Here is a 19361-nt window from a genome sequence, read left to right on the forward strand (position 1 = left end):
TGAGCGGTGACTGTATGGTGCGGCGAAGTTGACTGTCTCTCGGCTCCGCCGATCAGGGGAAACCATGCGAATACTGAGAAAGAGCGCTGCGCGCGCGGTCACCGCGGCCCTCGCGGTCGCCGTGATCGCCACCGGATGCGCCAGCGAGCGTGACAAGGACGGCGGCGACGACGGCAACACGAGCGGCGGCGGTGACACCTTCGTCTTCGGCGCGGCCGGCGACCCGAGTTCCCTCGACCCGGCGCTGGCGTCCGACGGCGAGACCTTCCGCATCACCCGCCAGGCCTTCGAGGCCCTCATCGAGCACGAGCCGGGCGGCACCAAGCTGGTCGGCGGACTCGCCGAGAAGTGGTCGTCCAACGACGCCGGCACCGAGTGGACGTTCAACCTCCGCAAGGGCGTGAAGTTCCACGACGGCGAGAAGCTCACCGCCGAAGCGGTCTGCAAGAACTACGACTTCTGGTTCAACAAGACCGGTGCGGACCAGAACGCCGACCTCGCCTACTACTGGCGCGCCATCATGGGCGGCTTCGCCAAGAACGAGGACGAGGACACCCCGCCCGCCAACTACGCGGGCTGCACCGCCGACGACGAGCTGACGGCCGTCATCAAGGTGAAGGAAGCCACCGCGAACCTGCCCGGCGGCTTCTCGCTCCAGGCGCTCGCCATCCACTCGCCGAAGTCGATCGACGTCTACGCCGCGCAGGGCGCCAAGGGCGAGGGCGACTCGATCACGCGCCCCGAGTACAGCCAGAAGGCCGGGGACGTCGCGGGCACCGGACCGTTCAAGATCTCGAAGTGGAACAAGGGCAACAAGGAGATCACCCTTGAGCGCTTCGACGACTACTGGGGCGACAAGGCCGGCGTCGACAAGCTCGTCTTCCGCACCATCGACACCGAGGAAGGCCGCCGCCAGGCACTCCAGGCCGGTGACATCCACGGCTACGACCTGGTCGCGCCCGCCGACGTCGAGACGCTGAGCAAGGACGGCTTCCAGACGCCCGTCCGCGACGTCTTCAACATCTTCTACCTGGGCTTCACCCAGGACAACGAGGGCGCCGGGCCGCTGCGGAAGAAGGAGGTCCGGCAGGCGATCGCGCACGCGATCGACCGGAAGAACGTCGTCGACACCCAGCTGCCCGAAGGCGGCGTGGTCGCCACCCAGTTCATCCCGGACACGGTGGCGGGCTACTCGGACAAGGTCACCACGTACGACTACGACGTGAAGAAGGCCAAGGACCTGCTCGCCAAGGCCGGTGAGAAGAGCCCGACGATCGAGTTCTGCTACCCGACCGAGGTCACCCGCCCATACATGCCCGCCCCGGCCGACATGTACGAGCTGATGAAGGCCGACCTGGAGAAGGCCGGCATCAAGGTCAAGCCGCGCGCCATGAAGTGGAACCCGGACTACGTCAACGCCGTCACCACCGGTGAGTGCCCGATGTACCTGTTCGGCTGGACCGGTGACTTCAACGACGCCTACAACTTCATCGGCACCTGGTTCGACAGCTACGACAAGCAGTGGGGCTTCAAGGACGACAAGGTCTTCGGCGCCCTGAAGAAGGCCTCCGCCGAGCCCGACGCCGCCAAGCGCACCGAGCTCTACAAGGCCGCCAACGAGGTCGTCATGGACTACATTCCGGGCGTCCCGATCTCCTCGTCCCCGCCCGGCCTCGCGTTCGCCAAGAACGTGAACCCGCCCAAGGTCTCCCCGCTGACGCAGGAGAACTTCGGCGAGATCACCTTCAAGAAGTAAGCGCCGAACGGCGCCACACGAAACAGGCGCCACACGAAATACACGTACCACCCGATCAGCACGCGTCCGTCCGGCCCCGGCCACCCCGGCGGCCGGGCGGACGCGCTGCTTAGAGCGAGAAAGGGGCATGCGGGGTGCTGCGACTCGTCGTACGAAGACTGCTACAGCTGATACCCACCCTGCTGGGCCTGTCCGTCCTGCTGTTCATCTGGCTGAACAGGCTCCCCGGCGGGCCCGCCGCGGCCATGCTGGGCGAACGGGCGTCGGCCGAGGACGTACGGCAGATCGAGGCCGCGCTGGGACTCGACCAGCCCTGGTACATCCAGTACGGCCGCTTCCTGAAGCGGCTGGTCCAGCTTGACCTGGGCACCTCGGCACAGACCGGCCAGCCGGTGTGGGACGAGTTCGTCCTGCGCTTCCCGGCGACCGTGGAACTCGGCGTCTCGGCCATCCTGATCGCCGTGGCCGTGGGCGTGCCGCTCGGCTACTTCGCCGCCCGGCGGCGCGGCGGCTGGCTCGACGTGGCAGCCGTATCCGGATCGCTGCTCGGCATCTGCATCCCGGTCTTCTTCCTGGCCTTCCTGCTCCGGGCCCTGTTCGCCGTCGAACTGGGGTGGTTCCCCAGCTTCGGCCGCCAGTCCACCGGCATCGACGCCACCGAGGTGACCGGCTTCTTCGTCCTGGACGGCGTCCTCACCGGGGAGTTCGACGCGTCCTGGGACGCGATCACCCACTTGGTGCTGCCCGCCGTCGCGCTCTCCTCGATCCCGCTCGCCGTGATCGTCCGGATGACCCGCGCCAGCGTCCTGGAGGTGCTCGGCGAGGACTACATCCGCACCGCCGAGTCCAAGGGCCTGCACCAGCGCGTCGTACGCGGCCGGCACGTCCTGCGCAACGCGCTGCTGCCGGTGGTCACCTCGGTCGGCCTGCTCACCGGAAGCCTGCTCTCCGGCGCGGTCCTCACCGAGTCGGTGTTCGCCTTCGGCGGCATCGGCTCTTTCCTCAAGCGCGCCATCGACGGCCGTGACTACCCCGTCCTGGTGGGCTTCATCCTCTTCATCGCCCTGGTCTTCGTCCTCATCAACCTGCTCGTCGACCTGGCCTACAGCCTCATCGATCCGAGAGTGCGGGTGCACTGATGAGCACCAAGACCGACAAGATCGACCGCCTCGCGGAACTCACCGCCCAGAACGAGACCAGCATGGGCTCCAGCCTCTGGGTCGAGGCGATGCGGCGGCTCAAGGCCAGCAAGATGGCCCTCATCGGCGCCGTGATCATCGCCATGTTCGTGATCCTCGCCGTCATCGGACCCTGGGTCGCCCCGCACGACCCCACCGGCCAGCTGTGGCGCGGTGAAGTCCGTACCAACCAGGGCGTTTTCGTCGGCATGCGCGCCGAGAACTGGTTCGGCCTCGACCACCTGGCCCGCGACGAGTTCTCCCGCATCCTGGTCGGCGCCCGGCAGACGCTGCTCGTCGGCATCGTCTCCACGCTGCTCGGCCTGACCGTCGGCGTCCTCATCGGCACCGCGTCCGGCGCCGCCGCCACGCTCGGCGGCAAGGCGGGCGCCCGTATCGACTCCGTCATCATGCGCTTCATCGACATGATGCTGGCGCTGCCCTCGCTGCTGCTCGCGGTCAGCATCGCGGCGGTGCTCGGACAGAGCCTCACCACCGTCATGATCGCCGTCGGCGTGGTGCAGATCCCGATCTTCGCCCGGCTGCTGCGCGGCTCGATGCTCGCCCAGGGCGGCTCCGACTACGTACTCGCCACCAGGGCGCTCGGAGTGCGCAGACGGCGTATCGTGCTCGCGCACATCGTGCCCAACTCGCTGAGCCCGGTGATCGTCCAGGTGACGCTGAGCCTGGCCACCGCGATCATCGAGGCCGCGGCGCTGTCGTACCTGGGCCTCGGCAACCCGGACGCCGCGATTCCGGAGTGGGGCGTGATGCTCGCCCAGTCGCAGAAGTACTTCGACCAGGCGCCGATGCTCGCGGTCTACCCGGCGGTGGGCATCATCATCACGGCCCTCGGCTTCACCCTGCTCGGCGAGGCCATGCGCGAGGCGCTCGACCCGAAACTGCGGAGCTGATGACATGGCGTTGCTTTCTGTGGACGAACTGTCCATCACGTTCACCGGGCGCGGCCGCAAGGACGTCCAGGCCGTGTCCGGGGTGTCCTTCGACGTCGACCAAGGCCAGGTCGTGGGCCTGGTCGGCGAGTCCGGCTGCGGCAAGTCCGTCACCTCGCTCGCGCTGATGGGCCTGCTGCCCAGCCGTGGCGTACGGCTCGGCGGACGGGCCGACTTCGACGGCGGCGACCTGCTCACCATGAGCCAGAGCCAGCTGCGCGACCTGCGCGGCTCCCAACTGGCCATGATCTTCCAGGACCCGCTGTCCTCGCTGAACCCGGTCGTCCCGATCGGCGTTCAGGTGACCGAGATCCTCTCCCGGCACCGGGGCCTGAAGGGCGACGCGGCCCGCAAGGAGGCCGCCCAGCTCCTGGACCGCGTCGGCATCCCCGACCCGACCAGGCGGCTCAAGGAATACCCGCACCAGCTCTCCGGCGGCATGCGCCAGCGCGCGCTGATCGCCATGGCCGTCGCCTGCGCGCCCCGGCTGCTGATCGCGGACGAGCCGACCACCGCGCTCGACGTGACGATCCAGGCGCAGATCCTGGAACTCCTCAAGGAACTCGTCGACGAGGAGGGCACCGCACTGCTGATGATCACCCACGACCTCGGGGTGGTCGCCGGGCTGTGCGACCAGGTCAACGTCCTGTACGCGGGCAAGGTGGTCGAGTCGGCCGGGCGGCGTGAGCTGTTCGACGCGCCGACCCACCCGTACGCGCACGGGCTGCTCGGCTCCATCCCGCGCCTGGACGCGCCGCGCGGCGAGCCGCTCAAGCCGATCCGGGGCTCCATCAACGACCGGATCGACTGGGCGGACGGCTGTGCCTTCGCGCCCCGCTGCGACTCCTACACCCTGGAGTGCCTCAGCGGCGCCGTCGAACTGACCGAACCGCGGGTGCCCGCCCACCATGTGCGGTGCGTCAACCCCGTACTGCCTGAGGCCGGGTCGGCGAGTGAGCCGACGACCGCGGAGCCCGAGTCGGCGGCCGCCGAGTCCAAGAAGGCGGATCCCGAGAAGGCGGATCCCGAGAAGGCGGATCCCGCGAAGGCAGATCTCAAGAAGACGGAGGCCACGTCGTGAGTCTGCTCGAACTCAACGGTGTCCAGGTCCATTTCCCGGTCAAGAAGGGCGTCTTCTTCGACCGCACGGTCGGCCATGTGTACGCCGTCGACGGCGTCTCGCTCTCCGTCGAGGCGGGCCAGACGTACGGCCTGGTCGGCGAGTCCGGCTGCGGCAAGACCACGCTGGGCCGGGCCGTCCTGCGGCTGGTCGACGTCACCGGCGGCGAGGTCGTCTTCGACGGCACCGACCTGGCCAAGCTGCCCCCCGAGGAGATGCGCCAGTACCGGCGACGGCTGCAGATGGTCTTCCAGGACCCGCTGGGCAGCCTGGACCCGCGGCAGAACATCGAGTCGACGCTCGCCGAGGGCATGGAGGCGCACGGCATCGGCGCCGACAAGCAGGAGCGGCGGGAGCGCATCCTGCGCATCCTGGAGAAGGTCGGCCTGCCCGAGAACGCCCTGTCGCGCTACCCGCACGAGTTCTCCGGCGGCCAGCGCCAGCGCATCGGCATCGCCCGTGCGCTCGCCCTGGAACCCGATGTGATCATCTGCGACGAGCCGGTCTCCGCGCTCGACGTGTCCATCCAGGCGCAGGTGGTCAACCTTCTGGAGGAGATCCAGCGGGAACTGGGCCTGACGTATGTCGTCATCGCCCACGACCTCGCCGTGGTGCGGCACATCTCCGACGTGATCGGCGTGATGTACCTGGGCTCACTGGTGGAAGAGGCGCCGAGCGACGCGCTGTACGCGGAGCCCAAGCACCCGTACACCAAGGCGCTGATGTCGGCCGTGCCGATCCCCGACCCCGCCGTCGAGGACAGCCGGGAGCGGATCCTGCTCCACGGCGACCTGCCGTCGCCGTCCAACCCGCCCGCGGGCTGCCGGTTCCACACGCGGTGCCCGTGGAAGCAGGACACGCTGTGCGCCACCGAGCGCCCGGCGCTCACCGACCTCGGCGGCGGGCACAAGGTCGCCTGCCACTACGCCGCCGAGATCGCGGCCGGGACCGTGAAGCGCGCCGGTGAGGCGGCCGCCGGGACGCGGGCCGGGAACGGCGACGAGCCGGTGGAGAAGGCGGGCGCAGCCGCGCCGTGAGATTCCAGGGGCACCCGGCACAATGACCGGGTGCCCCTGGACATCCCCGCCCTCGCCTCCCTCACTGCCGTCAGCTCCCTCGCTGACGCCTCCGTGCTCGCTGACGCCTCCGCGCTCACCGCGTTCACCGACCTCTCCGACCTCTTCTCGCCGTCCGTCCAGCACTGGCTCGACCTCGCCGGGATCTTCGTCTTCGCGATCTCCGGGGCGCTGCTCGCCGTCCGCAAGAACTTCGACGTGTTCGGCATCGCGGTCATGGCCGGGGTCACCTCCCTGGGCGGGGGCATCTTCCGCGACCTGATGATCGGCGCGGTGCCGCCCGCCGCGTTCACGGAGCTCGGCTACTTCGTGACCCCGCTGGTCGCGGCGACCCTGGTGATCTTCCTGCACCCCGAGGTGGAGCGGATCAACGGCGCCGTGAACGTCTTCGACGCGGCCGGGCTCGGCCTCTTCAGCGTCACCGGCACCGTCAAGGCGTACGAACACGGGCTCGGCCTGACCGCGTCCGCCTCGCTGGGCCTGGCCACGGCCGTGGGCGGCGGTGTGCTGCGCGACGTACTCGCCAACGAGACGCCGTCGCTGCTGCGCTGGGACCGCGACCTGTACGCGGTACCGGCGATCGTCGGAGCGGTGATCGTGGTCGTCTGCATCCGTTTCGACGCGCTGAACCCGGCCACCAACGGGCTGGCCGTGGTCACCACGTTCCTGCTGCGGCTGCTCGCGATCCGCTACCACTGGCGAGCCCCGCGTGCCTGGAACCGAAGGTCGGCCGGAGTGGAGGGCGAGGCGTGAGATTCAACAAAAAGCTACCGCTTAGTAGTTTCTTCTTGTACCGTACACGGCATGACCCAGGGCATAACTGAGGCGGCGGCCAAGACGACGAGCGCAGCCATCGGCGACAGCGAGTTCGACCGCGACACCGCGGTGACCCTGCGCGAGCCCGGCGTCTACGACGCCGACCTCTCCGCTGGCTGGACGATCATCACCGCCGTCAACGGCGGCTATCTGCTGGCCCTGCTCGGCCGCGCGCTGGGCGAGGCACTGCCGCACCCGCACCCGTTCACGATCTCGGCGCACTATCTGACGGCGTCCCAGCCGGGCCCCGCCGTCATCCGCACCGAGACGGTCCGCACTGGCCGCACCCTGTCCACCGGACAGGCGTCCCTCTTCCAGTACGACGAGGAGCAGGGCCGCGAGGTCGAGCGCATCCGGGCCGTCGCCTCCTACGGCGACCTGGACGCGCTCACCGACGACGTCCGCACCACCGCGACCCCGCCCGTCATCCCCCCGGTCGACCAGTGCTTCGGCCCGGACGACGCCCCCGCCCCCATCCCCGGATCCTCCGCGATCACCGACCGCCTGTGGCTGAAACTGGACCCGGCGACGCTCGGCTGGGCGCTCGGAGCCCCCTCCGGCAAGGGCGAGATGCGCGCCTGGTTCGGCCTCGCGGACGGCCGCGACCACGACCCGCTCTCCCTCCTTCTCGCGGTGGACGCGCTCCCGCCCACCGCCTTTGAACTCGGCCTCAAGGGCTGGGTGCCCACGGTCGAGCTGACCACCCACATCCGCTGCCGCCCGGCCCCCGGCCCGCTGCGCGTCTCCATCACCACCCGCAACCTGGCGGGCGGCTTCCTGGAGGAGGACGCCGAGGTCTGGGACACCGCGGACCGCCTGGTAGCCCAGTCCCGCCAACTGGCCCGAGCGCCGAAGAGCTGACAGGGCGCGAGGCCGACGGGCACGTGAGGCTGGCGAGGGCGCGGGGCCGACGGGGGCGTGGGGCTGGCGAGGGCGCGGGGCCGACGGGGAGCCGACCGGTCGCGCGAGGTCAGTAGAATTACGCCCACCATGGCCTACCTCGACCACGCCGCGACCACTCCGATGCTGCCGGAGGCGGTCGAGGCGATGACCGCTCAGCTCACCGCCGTCGGCAACGCCTCCTCGCTGCACGCCGCGGGACGCCGGGCCCGCCGCACCGTCGAAGAGGCCCGCGAGACCTTCGCCGACGCACTCGGCGCCCGACCCAGCGAGGTCGTCTACACCTCGGGCGGCACCGAGGCCGACAACCTCGCGGTGAAGGGCCTGTACTGGGCCCGCAGAGACGCCGACCCGCGCCGCACCCGCGTACTGGCCAGCCCCGTCGAACACCACGCCGTACTGGACGTCGTGCACTGGCTCGGCGAGCACGAGGGCGCCACCGTCGAGTACCTCCCCGTGGACAGCGCGGGCCGGGTGCACCCCGACGCTCTGCGCGAGGCCATCGCTCGCGACCCCGACGACGTGGCGCTGGCCACCGTGATGTGGGCCAACAACGAGATCGGCACGGTCCAGCCGATCCGGGAACTGGTCGCTGCCGCGGCCGAGTTCGACATCCCCCTGCACGCCGACGCGGTACAGGCCGTAGGACAGCTCCCGGTCGACTTCGGGGCCTCCGGCCTCGCCGCGATGACCGTCAGCGGCCACAAGATCGGCGGCCCCTACGGCATCGGGGCCCTGCTGCTCGGCCGCGAGTACACCCCGGTCCCCGTCCTGCACGGCGGCGGCCAGGAACGCCAAGTCCGCTCCGGCACCCTGGACACCCCCGCGATCACCGCCTTCGCGGTGGCGGCGCGGATCGCCACCGAGCGCCAGGAGTGGTTCGCGCGCGAGATCGGCGGCCTGCGGGACGACCTGGTCGCGGCGGTACGCGCGGCGGTCCCGGACGCCATCCTGGGCGGCCCGCCGACCACGGCCTCCGGGGGGACGCTCGAACGCCTCCCCGCCAACGCCCACTTCACCTTCCCCGGCTGCGAGGGCGACTCCCTCCTCCTGCTCCTGGACGCCCAGGGCATCGAGTGCTCCACCGGCTCCGCCTGCACCGCGGGCGTCGCCCAGCCGAGCCACGTCCTCCTCGCCACCGGCACCGACCCCGACCTGGCCCGCGGCACCCTGCGCTTCTCGCTCGGCCACACGTCGACCAAGGCGGACGTCGACGCGGTGGCCCAGGCGATCGGCCCGGCGGTGGAACGAGCGAGGACGGCAGGCCTGTCCTGACCGGGCGACCTGACGGGGGCTGACGGGGGCTGACGGGCCCTGGACTACGCGTCCGAACTCGCGTCCGAACTCGCGGCCGAAGCCTCCCGCACAAGCCGCATATACCGATCCCAGTCCCAGTGCGGCCCCGGATCCGTGTGATCGGTCCCCGGTATCTCCACATGGCCCACGATGTGCTCCCGGTCCACGGGTATCCCGTACCGTCGGCAGATGTCGGCCGACAGCTTCGCCGAAGACTCGTACATCACATCCGTGAACGACTCGGGCTTGTCGACGAACCCCTCGTGCTCAATCCCGATACTGCGCTCGTTGTACGCGCGGTTCCCCGCGTGGAACGCGACGTCCAGCTCGCGCGCCATCTGCGCGATGTGCCCGTCCTTGGCGCGGATCACATAGTGCGTCGCCGCGGCGTGCAGCGGGTCGCGGAACACCCGCAGCGTCGTGGCGAAGCTCCCCTGTGTCACATGGATCACGATCCGGTCGATCCGGTAGTCCGACGGACGGTTCGCGTACCGCAGATTGCCGCGCGAGGCCGCGACCCACTTCACGCCGGGGTGATCCACCTCACCGTCGGTGCGCTGCTTGTCGACGCCTGGGAGACGCCAGTACAGCCGCGACAGCTCCTCGCCGTACACGGCGGCCGTCGTACCGGCCGCTACGGTGGCGCCGCCCCCGATGAGCAGCGCACGCCTGCTGACCCCGCCCACACCCGCACCTCCCCTGGCCCTGTCTGCTCCCGTCCCCTGAGAAACGCTTGGGGCCCACCCGATGGTTCCGCTTACCCTGGATGGGTTATGACTGAGACCCCCTCGCACCCCCTCCGCGTACTCGCCGCCATGTCCGGCGGCGTGGACTCCGCCGTCGCCGCCGCCCGCGCCGCCGAAGCGGGACACGACGTGACCGGAGTGCACCTGGCGCTCTCGGCCAACCCGCAGTCCTTCCGCACCGGCGCGCGAGGCTGCTGCACCATCGAGGACTCCCGCGACGCCCGCCGCGCCGCCGACGTCATCGGCATCCCCTTCTACGTCTGGGACCTCGCCGAACGCTTCCGCGAGGACGTCGTCGACGACTTCATCGCCGAATACGAGGCGGGCCGCACCCCGAACCCCTGCCTGCGCTGCAACGAGAAGATCAAGTTCGCCGCCCTCCTGGACAAGGCGCTCGCCCTCGGCTTCGACGCGGTCTGCACAGGCCACTACGCGAAGGTCCTGGTGCGTGAGGACGGCTCCCGCGAACTCCACCGAGCCTCCGACATGGCCAAGGACCAGTCCTACGTACTCGGCGTCCTGGACGACCGCCAGCTCGCCCACGCCCTGTTCCCTCTGGGCGACACGGTGACGACCAAGGACGAGATCCGCGCGGAGGCCGAGCGCAGGGGCTTGGCGGTGGCCAAGAAGCCCGACAGCCACGACATCTGCTTCATCGCGGACGGCGACACCCGCGGCTTCCTGGCCTCCCGCCTCGGCAAGGCGGAGGGCGACATCGTCGACGAGTCAGGCACGAAGCTCGGCACCCACGAGGGCGCGTACGGCTACACCATCGGCCAGCGCAAGGGCCTCCGCATCGGCACCCCGGCCCCCGACGGCAAGCCGCGCTACGTCCTGGACATCTCCCCGGTGAACAACACGGTCACCGTCGGCCCCGCCTCCGCCCTAGACGTCACCGCCCTCACCGCGATCAAGCCCCGCTGGTGCGGCACCCCCCCGACCGGCGAGGGCACCTACACGGCCCAACTCCGCGCCCACGGCGACGAGACCCCGGTAACGGCGTCCCTCCTCCCCGACGGCACCCTGAACGTCACCTTCACCGAACCAGTCCGCGGCGTAGCCCCCGGCCAGGCGGTGGTCCTGTACGACGGGACGAGGGTGGTCGGCTCAGCAACGATCGCGACGACGCGGAGGACTACGGCCGCGGTGTAGGCGTCTCCGCGGACCAGAAGTCGGAGTGGATGTTGGGGCGGGGGAGCGGGTACTCGCCTTCGTAGTTTGACGGAGTGGTGGGCTCGGCGACGTCGGACTTCTCGACACAGGGGCTGTCGACTACGAAGTAGGCCTGGCCCTTGCCGCCAATGGTCAGGGTGATGCCGAATCCATCGGTGGACTGGGCGAAGATGGCGGGATGCTCCTCGCTCCCGTCCACCTCCTTGATGACGTAGCCGCTCTTCTTCCAGAATCGCTCAACAATTCCGAGGAAGGCACCACGCCGTTCATTCGAGATGATCGTCATCACTGTGCGATACCGCGAGACGGACCTGTTGCCTTCAGAGGTCGCTCGGTGTGCCCACTGAACTTCTGGCTTGATCGCGCCGAATGTAGAATCGAGCATGGTGTCGGCTCGGTCAGCTGCCTCCTGCATGTCCATGTCTGAGCATCTCTGCTTATCTGTCGTCAAGTTCCCTGATGTTCCACACCCAGTCGCGATAATTGCTGATGTGCAAACGATGAGAAGCCTCGGACTCAGCGCCACGGTTGCCCCTCCACTTCACTCGATGATCCAGCGACGATTTTGGCGATATTCCGTGCTGACACTCGATCTGCTTCGGGGTTGAAGTAGTTGGTATGCGCTTCAACACCCCCAGAGATGACGGGTGCACCCTCGTCTACTTTGAAGCGTGTGGCACCAAAGGCTTCGCTAGCTGGATCCTTGCCGAACCAGAGGTCGTCACCACCTGGATCGGCGACCTTTGCGGCTGCGGCACCCATGGGGCCAGGGAAGGCCAGGCCTGCCGCAGCCTGTAGCTTGGATGGAACGTGGGTGACCAGGTCGTTGTCGGCCGCTCCGACGAAGACATGCCCCTTGCCGACGTTCAACTCCTCCGCGGAGTCCGCACCAGTCCCAGGGCTGCCGACCAGAATGATGTCGTCGACACCTGGGATTCCGCCTTGTTGTTGGGCTGCCCGGCCGACAGTCAAGGAGCCGTACGAGTGGCCGATCGCGGTGATATGTGGATCTGGGTGTTGGTTAGTGGCCGAGATTCCTGACATGAATCCGTTGTACGACGATGCTCCAGAGTCTGCGTAGCTCGTTGATGACACTGCGGCATTGTCGACCAGGTTCGAAGCGGGAAGCTGTGGTGCGTTATAGCCGAGCCAAGCGATTGATGCGCTGGATTCGTCGAATTCCTGTGCTCCAAGTGCAGTGTCCAACGCCCGCTTGAGCCCATCATCCCCCGCAAACTCGGTGTCCAGTTTCGAGCCGAGGCCCGGCACGAACGCCGAGACATTCCTCGCCGTGTCAGGGTTGCCGTAAGACACGATGGCTCGGCCGTTTCCCTCGTCGCCGATGCCGAGTAGGTACATCGGCGGTACGCCTCCCGCCTGGAGCTTCTGGTCGATCACGCGTAGCCCGGCCAGCATGGTCTGCGACCGCTCATCGTCCCGGTCCTCCAGCTTGCCGATCAGCAGGCGCAGGTTGTCGCGGTTGGCCTCGTCGCGTACCTCCGCGGGGATGCCGTCGAGGTTTCCGATCAGGTCGGGGTATACCGCCAGGTATTCGTCCCGGCGCTCCTGGGGCAGGCTGTCCCACCATTCCTTGCGCTCGGCGGGGGACTTGTCCTGCGGGAAGTCGTCTTTCAGGTACCCGTACGCGATGTCGCGCACCGCGTCCGCGTCACCGGCCGCGTCGGTCCACGTGGCCGAGTTGACCGTGAGACCCGGCGCGGCCTTGAGCTTGTTCAGGGCTCGGCTGAAGCGCGCGTCGATCTCGTTGGCCTCACGTACCGCGTGGGCGATGCGGTCGGCGATGTCCGACGCCTTGCCGTGGTGGGGGTTGAGTTGGGGGAGGAGCGGGACGCTCCCGCCGGGAAGGGGCGCGCCGTCTGGCGAGGGGCGCGGGCCGAAGAGGGCACCGCGGCCCGCGACCGAGCCGCCGGGGTGCTTGGCGCCGCCGCTGCCGGGGAGGAGGTTCTGGCCTCCGGCTGGATAGTCGACCGAACCGTTCGGGTTCACCGTGAAGTTGAGCGTCGCGGCGTCCTGGAGTGCTTCCTTCAGCCGCCGCTGGTGCGGCTGGAGTTCGTGCGCGAGGGCGTTCAGGGTACTCCGCAGCAGGCCGCACTCGGTGTACAGGTACGTGAAGTTCCGGTTCAGGCGTCGCAGGCGTCGCACCGCCGCCTCCGCGGCCTCGCCCGCCTGGGTCTTCGCCAGACGCCCGGTCATCTCCGCGTCCACGCGGTCCCGCGCGGCGTCGGCGCGGGTGCTGACCTTGCCCCAGCCGTCGGCCGCGTCCGTGAGCCGGGAGCAGTCCAGGTCCCGTAACTGCTGCCAGGTGAGCACCCCGTCACCGTCCCCGGCTGGCTTCCGGAACCCGCACCGCGTCCACGCCCGCCTTCACGCGCGCGTCGGTTTCGCGCTGGTCCTTCGCCGCCTGGCGGAGTCTCGGTGCCAGCGCCCCGCACTCGTCGCGTACGGACTCCAGCCGCTTCTCCCACGAGGCGAGTACGCCTGCCAGGGCACGCGCGCTGGCGAGTCCGTGCGTCCCGGCGGTGACGCCGCCGTGCGCCTGGCGCAGGTCACCCCGGCCCGTGGCTATGCTCGCCCGCAGCTCCCGCGCGGCGGTCGCGGCGTCGGCCCACGGCTTGCCGCTGTGCCGCAGCTGACCGGCCGCCGCGTCGGCCTTCAGTCGCTCCCACTCATCCCAGGACATCCGCCTGTACTCTCCCCGTTCCGGCCCCCGTCACGTGCTCTCGGCAAGGTCAACGAGGACGCGGCGCGGCTGGACACGGGACAGTCCGCTCACCCGGCCTTTCGTTAACCCTTTAACCCACTGACCGACCCCGCTCACGGCCCGAACAGCCGACGCCTTGCATGGCTTGCGTCCGACGCCGATTCCATCCCGTCGGAACCGCCTTTCTGCACCTGTTCAACAGTCCCGGACAAGAGCACCTGGCCGAACTGACCCTCCAGGTCCATCCGGCGGAGCGACGCCAGCACGTCGGCTCACAGCTCAGCGCAGCCGCCCACCCGCGCTCAGCTCATCTCCGCCAGACAGGTCGCCCGGCCTTCGTCGTCCCACTGAACCTGCAGGATCCGATCGACGGCATTACGGTTGACGGGCCCGAACAGATGGGGGAACGAAACATCTTCGGCCACCTCGGGCGGCGGCGCGGGAACCGCCTTCTCCCACTCCAGCCTGGCGGCGAGCATCCCCTCGTCAAGACGCAGCACCAGCAACGGCCTCGGCGCGTTCCGGTAGAAGGCATTGACGATGGCCAGAGTGGTCTCCTCGTCGGGGGCGCAATGAACGAAGCCGTCCTCCGCGAGGGAAGCAGGCGTGTACGGACGGTCGGGCAGGGCGCTCCATTCAGCGAGCGGCACCACGTGATAGATCATTCCCACGTTGTACCTCAACAGCTTCAGCGCTGCGAAAGTGCTGGTCGCGGCCATCAGCGAGTGGCTGTGACCAGCACTTTCGCAACAGGCCCCAGACGGCTTCTACTCCAGGGCTTCGACGTCGTAGAAGCAGAAGTGGTCCTTGATCTGGGCTACCGCGGGCTTCGGCTCGGGGTACGCCCAGGCCGCGTCCGCCGCGCCCGGCAGGGACCAGTAGGAGGCCGTGCCCTTGAAGGGGCAGTACGTGTGGGTCTCGGACGGCGTCAGGTGCTCTGTACGTACGTCGTCCGGGGGCAGGTAGTAGCGCACGGGGTACCCCGTCTCGCGGAGTAGCAGCGGGCGGGAGCTCTCCGCGACGACCTGGCCCTGGTGGGTGACCCGTACGGGGTCCGTGCCCTGCTCGATGGTGATCCGGTGCCCTCTGTCTTCGGTCATACCCGGTACAGCGCGCCCGCCGCCTGTGTTCTTCCCGCCTCTACCATGAGGCGGGCTCACGCCGAACTCTGCGGTGAGGCGAGGGCACGTTCACCGACCAGATTTCAGCGATAGGGGTTTCCCGCACGCTTCCGATCGTGAGGAAGCGCCCCAGTACGCACGGCCATACGTCGCCGTTCGGCCCGATGGCGCACTTTTCGTGTGCGCAGTGCCCGCAGAGATCCGCGATCGTCGGCGCGGCTCCCCTGCTTCCCCGGCCGAATGCGCGCTTCCGGTCCCACCGACCTGTTTCACGCCAAGAGACGTTAAGTCCTGTGCCGCTTCCTGGACGCGCTGCCCCTGTCGCACGGCGACGATGCCGCCCCGCTGAGGAAGGGAAGGACCGACTACTCATCAGTTGAGCCCGGCTCGCAGTAGGGCGGTCGTCAGCTGTGCGGCGGCGTCCGGGCGGCCGAGGTCGCGGGCCTGGTGGGCCATGTGGGTACGCCGTTCCGGGGAGGTGATGACTGGTTCCAGGGCGTCCTGGAGCCGGTCGGTGGTGGCGTTCTCTTTGGTGAGGGCGATGGCTGCGCCGGAGCGTTCCAGGTGTTGGGCGTTGTGGGCCTGTTCGTTCCCGGCCGAGGACGCGAGGGGGATGAGGATGGCGGGCTTGCCGAGGGCGGTGAGCTCGGCGATAGTGCCGGCGCCGCTGCGGGAGATCACCACGTCGGCGAGGGCGAGGACGTCGGGGAGTTCAGGACCGATGAAGTCGCTGACCCAGTAGCGGGCGCGCAGGTGCGGGGGCAGGGTGTCTGCGTGCTGGCGGCACTGGTCGAGGGAGGCCGCGCCGCACTGGTGGAGCACGTTGGCTGATTGGAGGAGCCAGGGCAGGACGCCTTGGAGCAGGGTGTTGATCTGTGCGGAGCCCTGGGCGCCGCCGGTGACGTACACGGTGGGCAGGGTGCGGTCGAAGCCGGTGAGCCCGAGGGCGCTGACGGCTTTGTCGGGTTTGCCTGTCAGGACCTCGGGGCGGACGGGGTTTCCGGTGACGATCGCGGTGGCGCGGGCGGCCTCGGGGAGGAGAGGCAGGGTGGATTCGGAGGAGACGGCGACCTGGGTGGCAGCGCGGGCGAGGGCGCGGTTGGCCAGTCCGAGACGGACGGTCTGCTCGTGGAGGACCAGGGGACGGCGGCAGAACTTGGCGGCCAGGCCGATGGGGACGGCGACATAGCCGCCGGTGGACAGCACCACGTCGGGGTGGAAGTCCGAGACGATGGAGCGGGCCTGGGCAACGCCGAGGGGGACGCGGCCCATGTCCTTGATATTGGCCGGTGAGGCCAGCTTGAGCGGATTGCTGGAGCGGCGGATCTTGCCGGTGGCCACGGTCTTGAAGGGGATGCCTTCGGCGGGGGCCACCCTGGCTTCCAGGCTGTTCGCGGTGCCGACCCACAGCACATCGAGTGCCTTGCCGTGCTGGGCGAGGCGAGCCTGGGTCTCGCGGATCGCGGTGAGCGCGGGGTAGGTGTGGCCGCCGGTGCCTCCTCCGGTGACGAGGAGGCGGAAGGGCCGATCAAGGCCGCGGATGCGGGTGGCGAGGGGGTCGCTGGTCACGGCGGAGGACTGTTCCGTTCGTCGGGGTGCCGGCCCCACGCCGACGCTGGCGGTATACGGGTGTCGCGGACGATAGCAGCGGGCCGCCGCTCGTTTCAGGTGCTGCCGGTGGACAGGCTCCTGGTCCAGTCGCTGCGGTCGCCGAGCGCATAGTTGTCGCGGCGGTAGTGCGTCACTGCCCGGGCTTCGTCCTGTGGCTTGGGGGTGATGCGGTTGAGTCGGGGCAGGGTGTCGGAGATGAGGTGCTTGCCGTAGCGGATGGTCCGCTGCCAGACGTCCCGTACTTCGTCGCTCTCGGGCCAGATGGAGAAGACGGCTTCGGCGAGCACGGGGCCGGAGTCGATGCCGGAGTCGATGGTGTGGATGGTGATGCCGTGCAGGCTTTCGCCGTTGCGCAGGGCCCAGTTCACCGGCCGGGCACCTCGGTACTCGGGCAGGCGGCCGGGGTGGCAGTTGATGATCTGCTCGGTGGCGTCGATGAGACTGCTGCCGATGATCTTGTCGTAGAGGACGCTGAAGATGAGGCCGCAGCGTCCCGGTTCGAGTTCGCGCCAGTCACCCGAAGGAATGATCCGGGCGATTGGCCAGCGCTCGGCGACGTGTTCGGAGAGCCGGATGTCCCACGTCGGTTCGGGGGTGTTAGGGATGACGGTGTCCAGGATAGTTCCGGGCAGCTGGGCGATCGTGTGGCAGGCGTGGAGGGCCAGCTCCCCCTTGCCGAGGACAGCGGCCCGCCTCACGAGAGCGCCTCAGCCAGCGCGGCCACGGTCACCTGCACGTCGTGGTCGCTCATGTGCTGGTGGAAGGGCAGGGTCAGGATCTGTTGTCCCAGGCGTTCGGTGACCGGCAGGGGCCGGTGCCAGCGGGCGAAGGCGGGCTGGAGGTGGTTGGGCGGGTAGTGCGTCCCGGCCCCGATGCCGCGGGCGCGCACGGAGTCGAAGACCCGGTCGCGGTCGGGCACGCGCACGGCGCACAGCGACGGAACGGCGTGTTCGACGTCGGCGTCTACCAAGATGGCCGCGTCCACGGTCTTGAGCGCGGTCGCGTAGCTCCGCCACAGCTGCTTGCGCCGGGTCTGGGCGGTGCTGAAGTGCGGAAGCTGGGCGAGGCCGATGGCCGCGTTGATCTGCGACAGGTGGGCCCGCAGCCCGATGCCCTGCACACGGTAGGTGGTGGTGCGGGTGCGGTCGTCGGCGGTGGCGGAGATGCCCAGCAGGCGGATCGCGCGGGCCCGCTCCGCCTCTTGTGGATCGCGGGGGATGATCGCGCCGCCCTGCCCGCAGGTCAGGTTCTTGATCGGCCCGAAGCTGAAGCAGGTCAGCGCTCCGGTGGCGCCGACGCGCCGGATGCCCTGGTAGGAGCCGAAGGCGTGGGCGGCGTCCTCCACGACGGTGATTCCGCGCCCGGCCAGTTCGTCGCGGAGACCGTACAGCTCGACCGCCCGGCCGCCGTAGAGGACGGGCAGCACCGCGCGTGTCGCTGGGTTGAGGGCTTCGGCGATGCTGTGGCTGTCCACGCAGCCGGTGTCCGGGTTGACTTCGGCGAAGCGCGGTGCGGCGCCGCTGGCCACGATGGCGTGGACGGTGGCACAGAAGGTGAAGGAGGGGACGATCACCTCGTCTCCGGGGCCGATACCGGCGGCCAGGAGAGCGATGTGGAGGGCGGCGGTGCCCGAGGAGACCGCGACGGCGTCCGGGACGCCCAGGAAGTACGCGATCTCCTTCTCGAATCGTTCGGTGACCTCACCGTGGCCATACTGGCCGGTCTCCAGTACCTCGGCGACAGCTTCCAACTCCTGGCCGTAGAGGTAGGGGCGGGCGTTTCGTCCGTAGGAGAGCGTGCTCATGTGTTCCTCGTTCCGGGGCGAGGGTCAGCGGGGGGCGGCTGCGATGCCGGTGGCCGGGACGGTGAGTGTGGCCATGGGCGCACGCGGGTTCCGCAGCAGCGGCGCCCAGCGGCTGGGGTTGGCCCGGTACCACTGCGCGGTCTGCGCCAGCCCTTCGTCCAGGGCTCGCCGGGGCCGGTAGCCGAGACGTTCGGTGATCTTCGAGCAGTCCATCGCGTAGCGGATGTCGTTGGCCTGGCGGTCCGACACGTACTTCACGGCATCCCAGTCGGCGCCGCACAGGCGCAGGATGATCTCGGTGAGCTGGGTGTTCGTCAGGTCCGTGCCGCCGGCGATGTTGTAGACCTCGCCCGGGACGCCGTCGCGCAGGGCGCGCTCGATGCCCTGGCAGTTGTCCTCCACGTGCAGCCAGTTGCGGACATGCTCCCCCCGGCCATGGAGAGTGACCTTCTCGCCCTTCAGCAGGCGGGTGATGAACAAGGGGATGATCTTCTCGGGATGCTGGCAGGGGCCATAGTTGTTCGAGGACCGCGTGACGCATACCGGAACGTCGTAGGTGTGGAAGTAGGACAGCGCCACGAGATCGCTGGCGGCCTTTGACGCGGCGTAGGGGACGGTGGGTCGCAACGGCCAGCTCTCCGTAGCGGCACCCGTCTCCAGCGGCCCGTACACCTCGTCGGTGGAGACGTGGACCACCCTCCCGGTGCCCAGCCGCCTGGCCGCGTCCAGGAGGGTCTGCGTCCCCAGCACGTTCGTCGTCACGAAGTTGCCCGCCTGGAAGAACGAGCGGTCCACATGAGACTCGGCGGCGAAGTGCACGATCGCCGTGTGTCGGCGGACGAGGTCATCCACCAACGGGGTGTCGAGGATGTTGCCTTCGATGAAGGTCAGCTTGGGCGACAGGAACGCCTCGCCCAGATTCTCGATGTGCCCGGCGTAGGTCAGGGCGTCCAACACAGTCACCGAAGCGATGTCTGCGCAGCGCAGCAGACGCTTCACGAAGTGCGAGCCGATGAACCCGGCACCACCGGTGACGAGCACTTTCTCCATGGAACCTGCCTTTGATCGAAGGGGATCAACCGTGCGGGG

20 protein-coding genes are annotated in these 19361 nt (G+C 69.1%); 9 read left to right on the top strand and 11 right to left on the bottom strand.

Annotated features, from left to right (window positions below; all coding sequences use genetic code 11):
* The first annotated feature begins 64 nt into the window (after positions 1-64).
* From ACX6XY_RS07665 to ACX6XY_RS07700, 8 genes are all read left to right on the top strand, one after another.
* A complete protein-coding gene (locus tag ACX6XY_RS07665; RefSeq protein ID WP_460327783.1) occupies positions 65-1756 on the top strand; it encodes an ABC transporter substrate-binding protein in 1692 nt (563 codons plus the stop codon).
* 134 nt (positions 1757-1890) lie between these two features.
* Complete coding sequence (locus ACX6XY_RS07670) at positions 1891-2895, top strand: ABC transporter permease (RefSeq protein ID WP_460327784.1); 1005 nt, start codon at positions 1891-1893, stop codon at positions 2893-2895.
* Positions 2895-3848: an ABC transporter permease gene (locus tag ACX6XY_RS07675; protein ID WP_460327785.1), complete on the top strand. Its 954-nt coding sequence runs from the start codon at positions 2895-2897 to the stop codon at positions 3846-3848. Before ACX6XY_RS07670 ends, ACX6XY_RS07675 begins: the two co-directional genes overlap by 1 nt.
* A gap of 4 nt (positions 3849-3852) precedes the next feature.
* Positions 3853-4968, top strand: a complete 1116-nt coding sequence (locus ACX6XY_RS07680) for an ABC transporter ATP-binding protein (protein ID WP_460327786.1) — start codon at positions 3853-3855, stop codon at positions 4966-4968.
* The gene (locus ACX6XY_RS07685; RefSeq protein ID WP_460327787.1) at positions 4965-6044 is read left to right on the top strand and encodes an ABC transporter ATP-binding protein; all 1080 of its coding nucleotides are present in this window, start codon (positions 4965-4967) and stop codon (positions 6042-6044) included. Before ACX6XY_RS07680 ends, ACX6XY_RS07685 begins: the two co-directional genes overlap by 4 nt.
* Before the next feature lie 93 nt (positions 6045-6137).
* Entirely contained in the window at positions 6138-6836 is a 699-nt protein-coding gene (locus ACX6XY_RS07690) for a trimeric intracellular cation channel family protein (protein WP_460327833.1), read from the top strand.
* A 51-nt stretch (positions 6837-6887) separates the two neighbouring features.
* Positions 6888-7760 (top strand): thioesterase family protein, encoded by an 873-nt coding sequence (locus tag ACX6XY_RS07695; RefSeq protein WP_460327788.1) that lies wholly within the window; start codon positions 6888-6890, stop codon positions 7758-7760.
* A gap of 129 nt (positions 7761-7889) precedes the next feature.
* Entirely contained in the window at positions 7890-9074 is a 1185-nt protein-coding gene (locus ACX6XY_RS07700; protein WP_460327789.1) for a cysteine desulfurase family protein, read from the top strand.
* A gap of 44 nt (positions 9075-9118) precedes the next feature.
* Here the strand turns inward: ACX6XY_RS07700 and ACX6XY_RS07705 are convergent, their stop codons facing one another.
* On the bottom strand, positions 9119-9781 hold the full coding sequence (locus ACX6XY_RS07705; protein ID WP_460327790.1) for an N-acetylmuramoyl-L-alanine amidase: 663 nt from the start codon (positions 9779-9781) through the stop codon (positions 9119-9121).
* A gap of 87 nt (positions 9782-9868) precedes the next feature.
* Between ACX6XY_RS07705 and mnmA the strand changes: the two genes are divergently transcribed.
* Positions 9869-10993 (top strand): tRNA 2-thiouridine(34) synthase MnmA, encoded by a 1125-nt coding sequence (gene mnmA, locus ACX6XY_RS07710; protein ID WP_460327791.1) that lies wholly within the window; start codon positions 9869-9871, stop codon positions 10991-10993.
* Here the strand turns inward: mnmA and ACX6XY_RS07715 are convergent.
* The 10 genes from ACX6XY_RS07715 to rfbB form a co-directional block, all read right to left on the bottom strand.
* On the bottom strand, positions 10977-11435 hold the full coding sequence (locus ACX6XY_RS07715; RefSeq protein ID WP_460327792.1) for a hypothetical protein: 459 nt from the start codon (positions 11433-11435) through the stop codon (positions 10977-10979). The genes mnmA and ACX6XY_RS07715 overlap by 17 nt on opposite strands.
* Before the next feature lie 95 nt (positions 11436-11530).
* On the bottom strand, positions 11531-13345 hold the full coding sequence (locus tag ACX6XY_RS07720) for an alpha/beta hydrolase (protein ID WP_460327793.1): 1815 nt from the start codon (positions 13343-13345) through the stop codon (positions 11531-11533).
* 4 nt (positions 13346-13349) lie between these two features.
* Positions 13350-13715: a hypothetical protein gene (locus ACX6XY_RS07725; protein ID WP_460327795.1), complete on the bottom strand. Its 366-nt coding sequence runs from the start codon at positions 13713-13715 to the stop codon at positions 13350-13352.
* A 323-nt stretch (positions 13716-14038) separates the two neighbouring features.
* Complete coding sequence (locus ACX6XY_RS07730) at positions 14039-14401, bottom strand: DUF952 domain-containing protein (protein ID WP_460327834.1); 363 nt, start codon at positions 14399-14401, stop codon at positions 14039-14041.
* Positions 14402-14503: 102 nt separating this feature from the next.
* Positions 14504-14836, bottom strand: a complete 333-nt coding sequence (locus tag ACX6XY_RS07735; protein ID WP_460327796.1) for a DUF427 domain-containing protein — start codon at positions 14834-14836, stop codon at positions 14504-14506.
* Positions 14837-14876: 40 nt separating this feature from the next.
* Positions 14877-15230, bottom strand: coding sequence for an SPASM domain-containing protein (locus ACX6XY_RS07740; protein ID WP_460327797.1), 354 nt, complete (start codon positions 15228-15230; stop codon positions 14877-14879).
* On the bottom strand, positions 15230-16426 hold the full coding sequence (locus tag ACX6XY_RS07745; protein ID WP_460327798.1) for a UDP-N-acetylglucosamine--N-acetylmuramyl-(pentapeptide) pyrophosphoryl-undecaprenol N-acetylglucosamine transferase: 1197 nt from the start codon (positions 16424-16426) through the stop codon (positions 15230-15232). The genes ACX6XY_RS07740 and ACX6XY_RS07745 overlap by 1 nt, the downstream gene beginning before the upstream one ends.
* Before the next feature lie 95 nt (positions 16427-16521).
* A complete protein-coding gene (locus ACX6XY_RS07750) occupies positions 16522-17166 on the bottom strand; it encodes a formyltransferase family protein (RefSeq protein ID WP_460327799.1) in 645 nt (214 codons plus the stop codon).
* A complete protein-coding gene (locus ACX6XY_RS07755) occupies positions 17163-18272 on the bottom strand; it encodes a DegT/DnrJ/EryC1/StrS family aminotransferase (RefSeq protein WP_460327800.1) in 1110 nt (369 codons plus the stop codon). Before ACX6XY_RS07755 ends, ACX6XY_RS07750 begins: the two co-directional genes overlap by 4 nt.
* 24 nt (positions 18273-18296) lie before the next feature.
* Entirely contained in the window at positions 18297-19322 is a 1026-nt protein-coding gene (gene rfbB, locus ACX6XY_RS07760; protein ID WP_460327801.1) for a dTDP-glucose 4,6-dehydratase, read from the bottom strand.
* Positions 19323-19361: the final 39 nt, after the last annotated feature.

The sequence above is a fragment of the Streptomyces sp. O3 genome, assembly GCF_054788135.1.

Bases quoted from the DNA above. Each gene is read 5' to 3' on its own strand.
- ACX6XY_RS07675 (WP_460327785.1), top strand. From the start codon at position 2,895: ATGAGCACCAAGACCGACAAGATCGACCGCCTCGCGGAACTCACCGCC.
- ACX6XY_RS07735 (WP_460327796.1), bottom strand. From the start codon at position 14,836: ATGACCGAAGACAGAGGGCACCGGATCACCATCGAGCAGGGCACGGAC.
- ACX6XY_RS07715 (WP_460327792.1), bottom strand. From the start codon at position 11,435: ATGGACATGCAGGAGGCAGCTGACCGAGCCGACACCATGCTCGATTCT.
- mnmA (WP_460327791.1), top strand. From the start codon at position 9,869: ATGACTGAGACCCCCTCGCACCCCCTCCGCGTACTCGCCGCCATGTCC.
- ACX6XY_RS07665 (WP_460327783.1), top strand. From the start codon at position 65: ATGCGAATACTGAGAAAGAGCGCTGCGCGCGCGGTCACCGCGGCCCTC.
- ACX6XY_RS07740 (WP_460327797.1), bottom strand. From the start codon at position 15,230: ATGAGTAGTCGGTCCTTCCCTTCCTCAGCGGGGCGGCATCGTCGCCGT.
- ACX6XY_RS07755 (WP_460327800.1), bottom strand. From the start codon at position 18,272: ATGAGCACGCTCTCCTACGGACGAAACGCCCGCCCCTACCTCTACGGC.
- ACX6XY_RS07730 (WP_460327834.1), bottom strand. From the start codon at position 14,401: ATGATCTATCACGTGGTGCCGCTCGCTGAATGGAGCGCCCTGCCCGAC.
- ACX6XY_RS07725 (WP_460327795.1), bottom strand. From the start codon at position 13,715: ATGTCCTGGGATGAGTGGGAGCGACTGAAGGCCGACGCGGCGGCCGGT.
- ACX6XY_RS07680 (WP_460327786.1), top strand. From the start codon at position 3,853: ATGGCGTTGCTTTCTGTGGACGAACTGTCCATCACGTTCACCGGGCGC.
- ACX6XY_RS07700 (WP_460327789.1), top strand. From the start codon at position 7,890: ATGGCCTACCTCGACCACGCCGCGACCACTCCGATGCTGCCGGAGGCG.
- rfbB (WP_460327801.1), bottom strand. From the start codon at position 19,322: ATGGAGAAAGTGCTCGTCACCGGTGGTGCCGGGTTCATCGGCTCGCAC.
- ACX6XY_RS07695 (WP_460327788.1), top strand. From the start codon at position 6,888: ATGACCCAGGGCATAACTGAGGCGGCGGCCAAGACGACGAGCGCAGCC.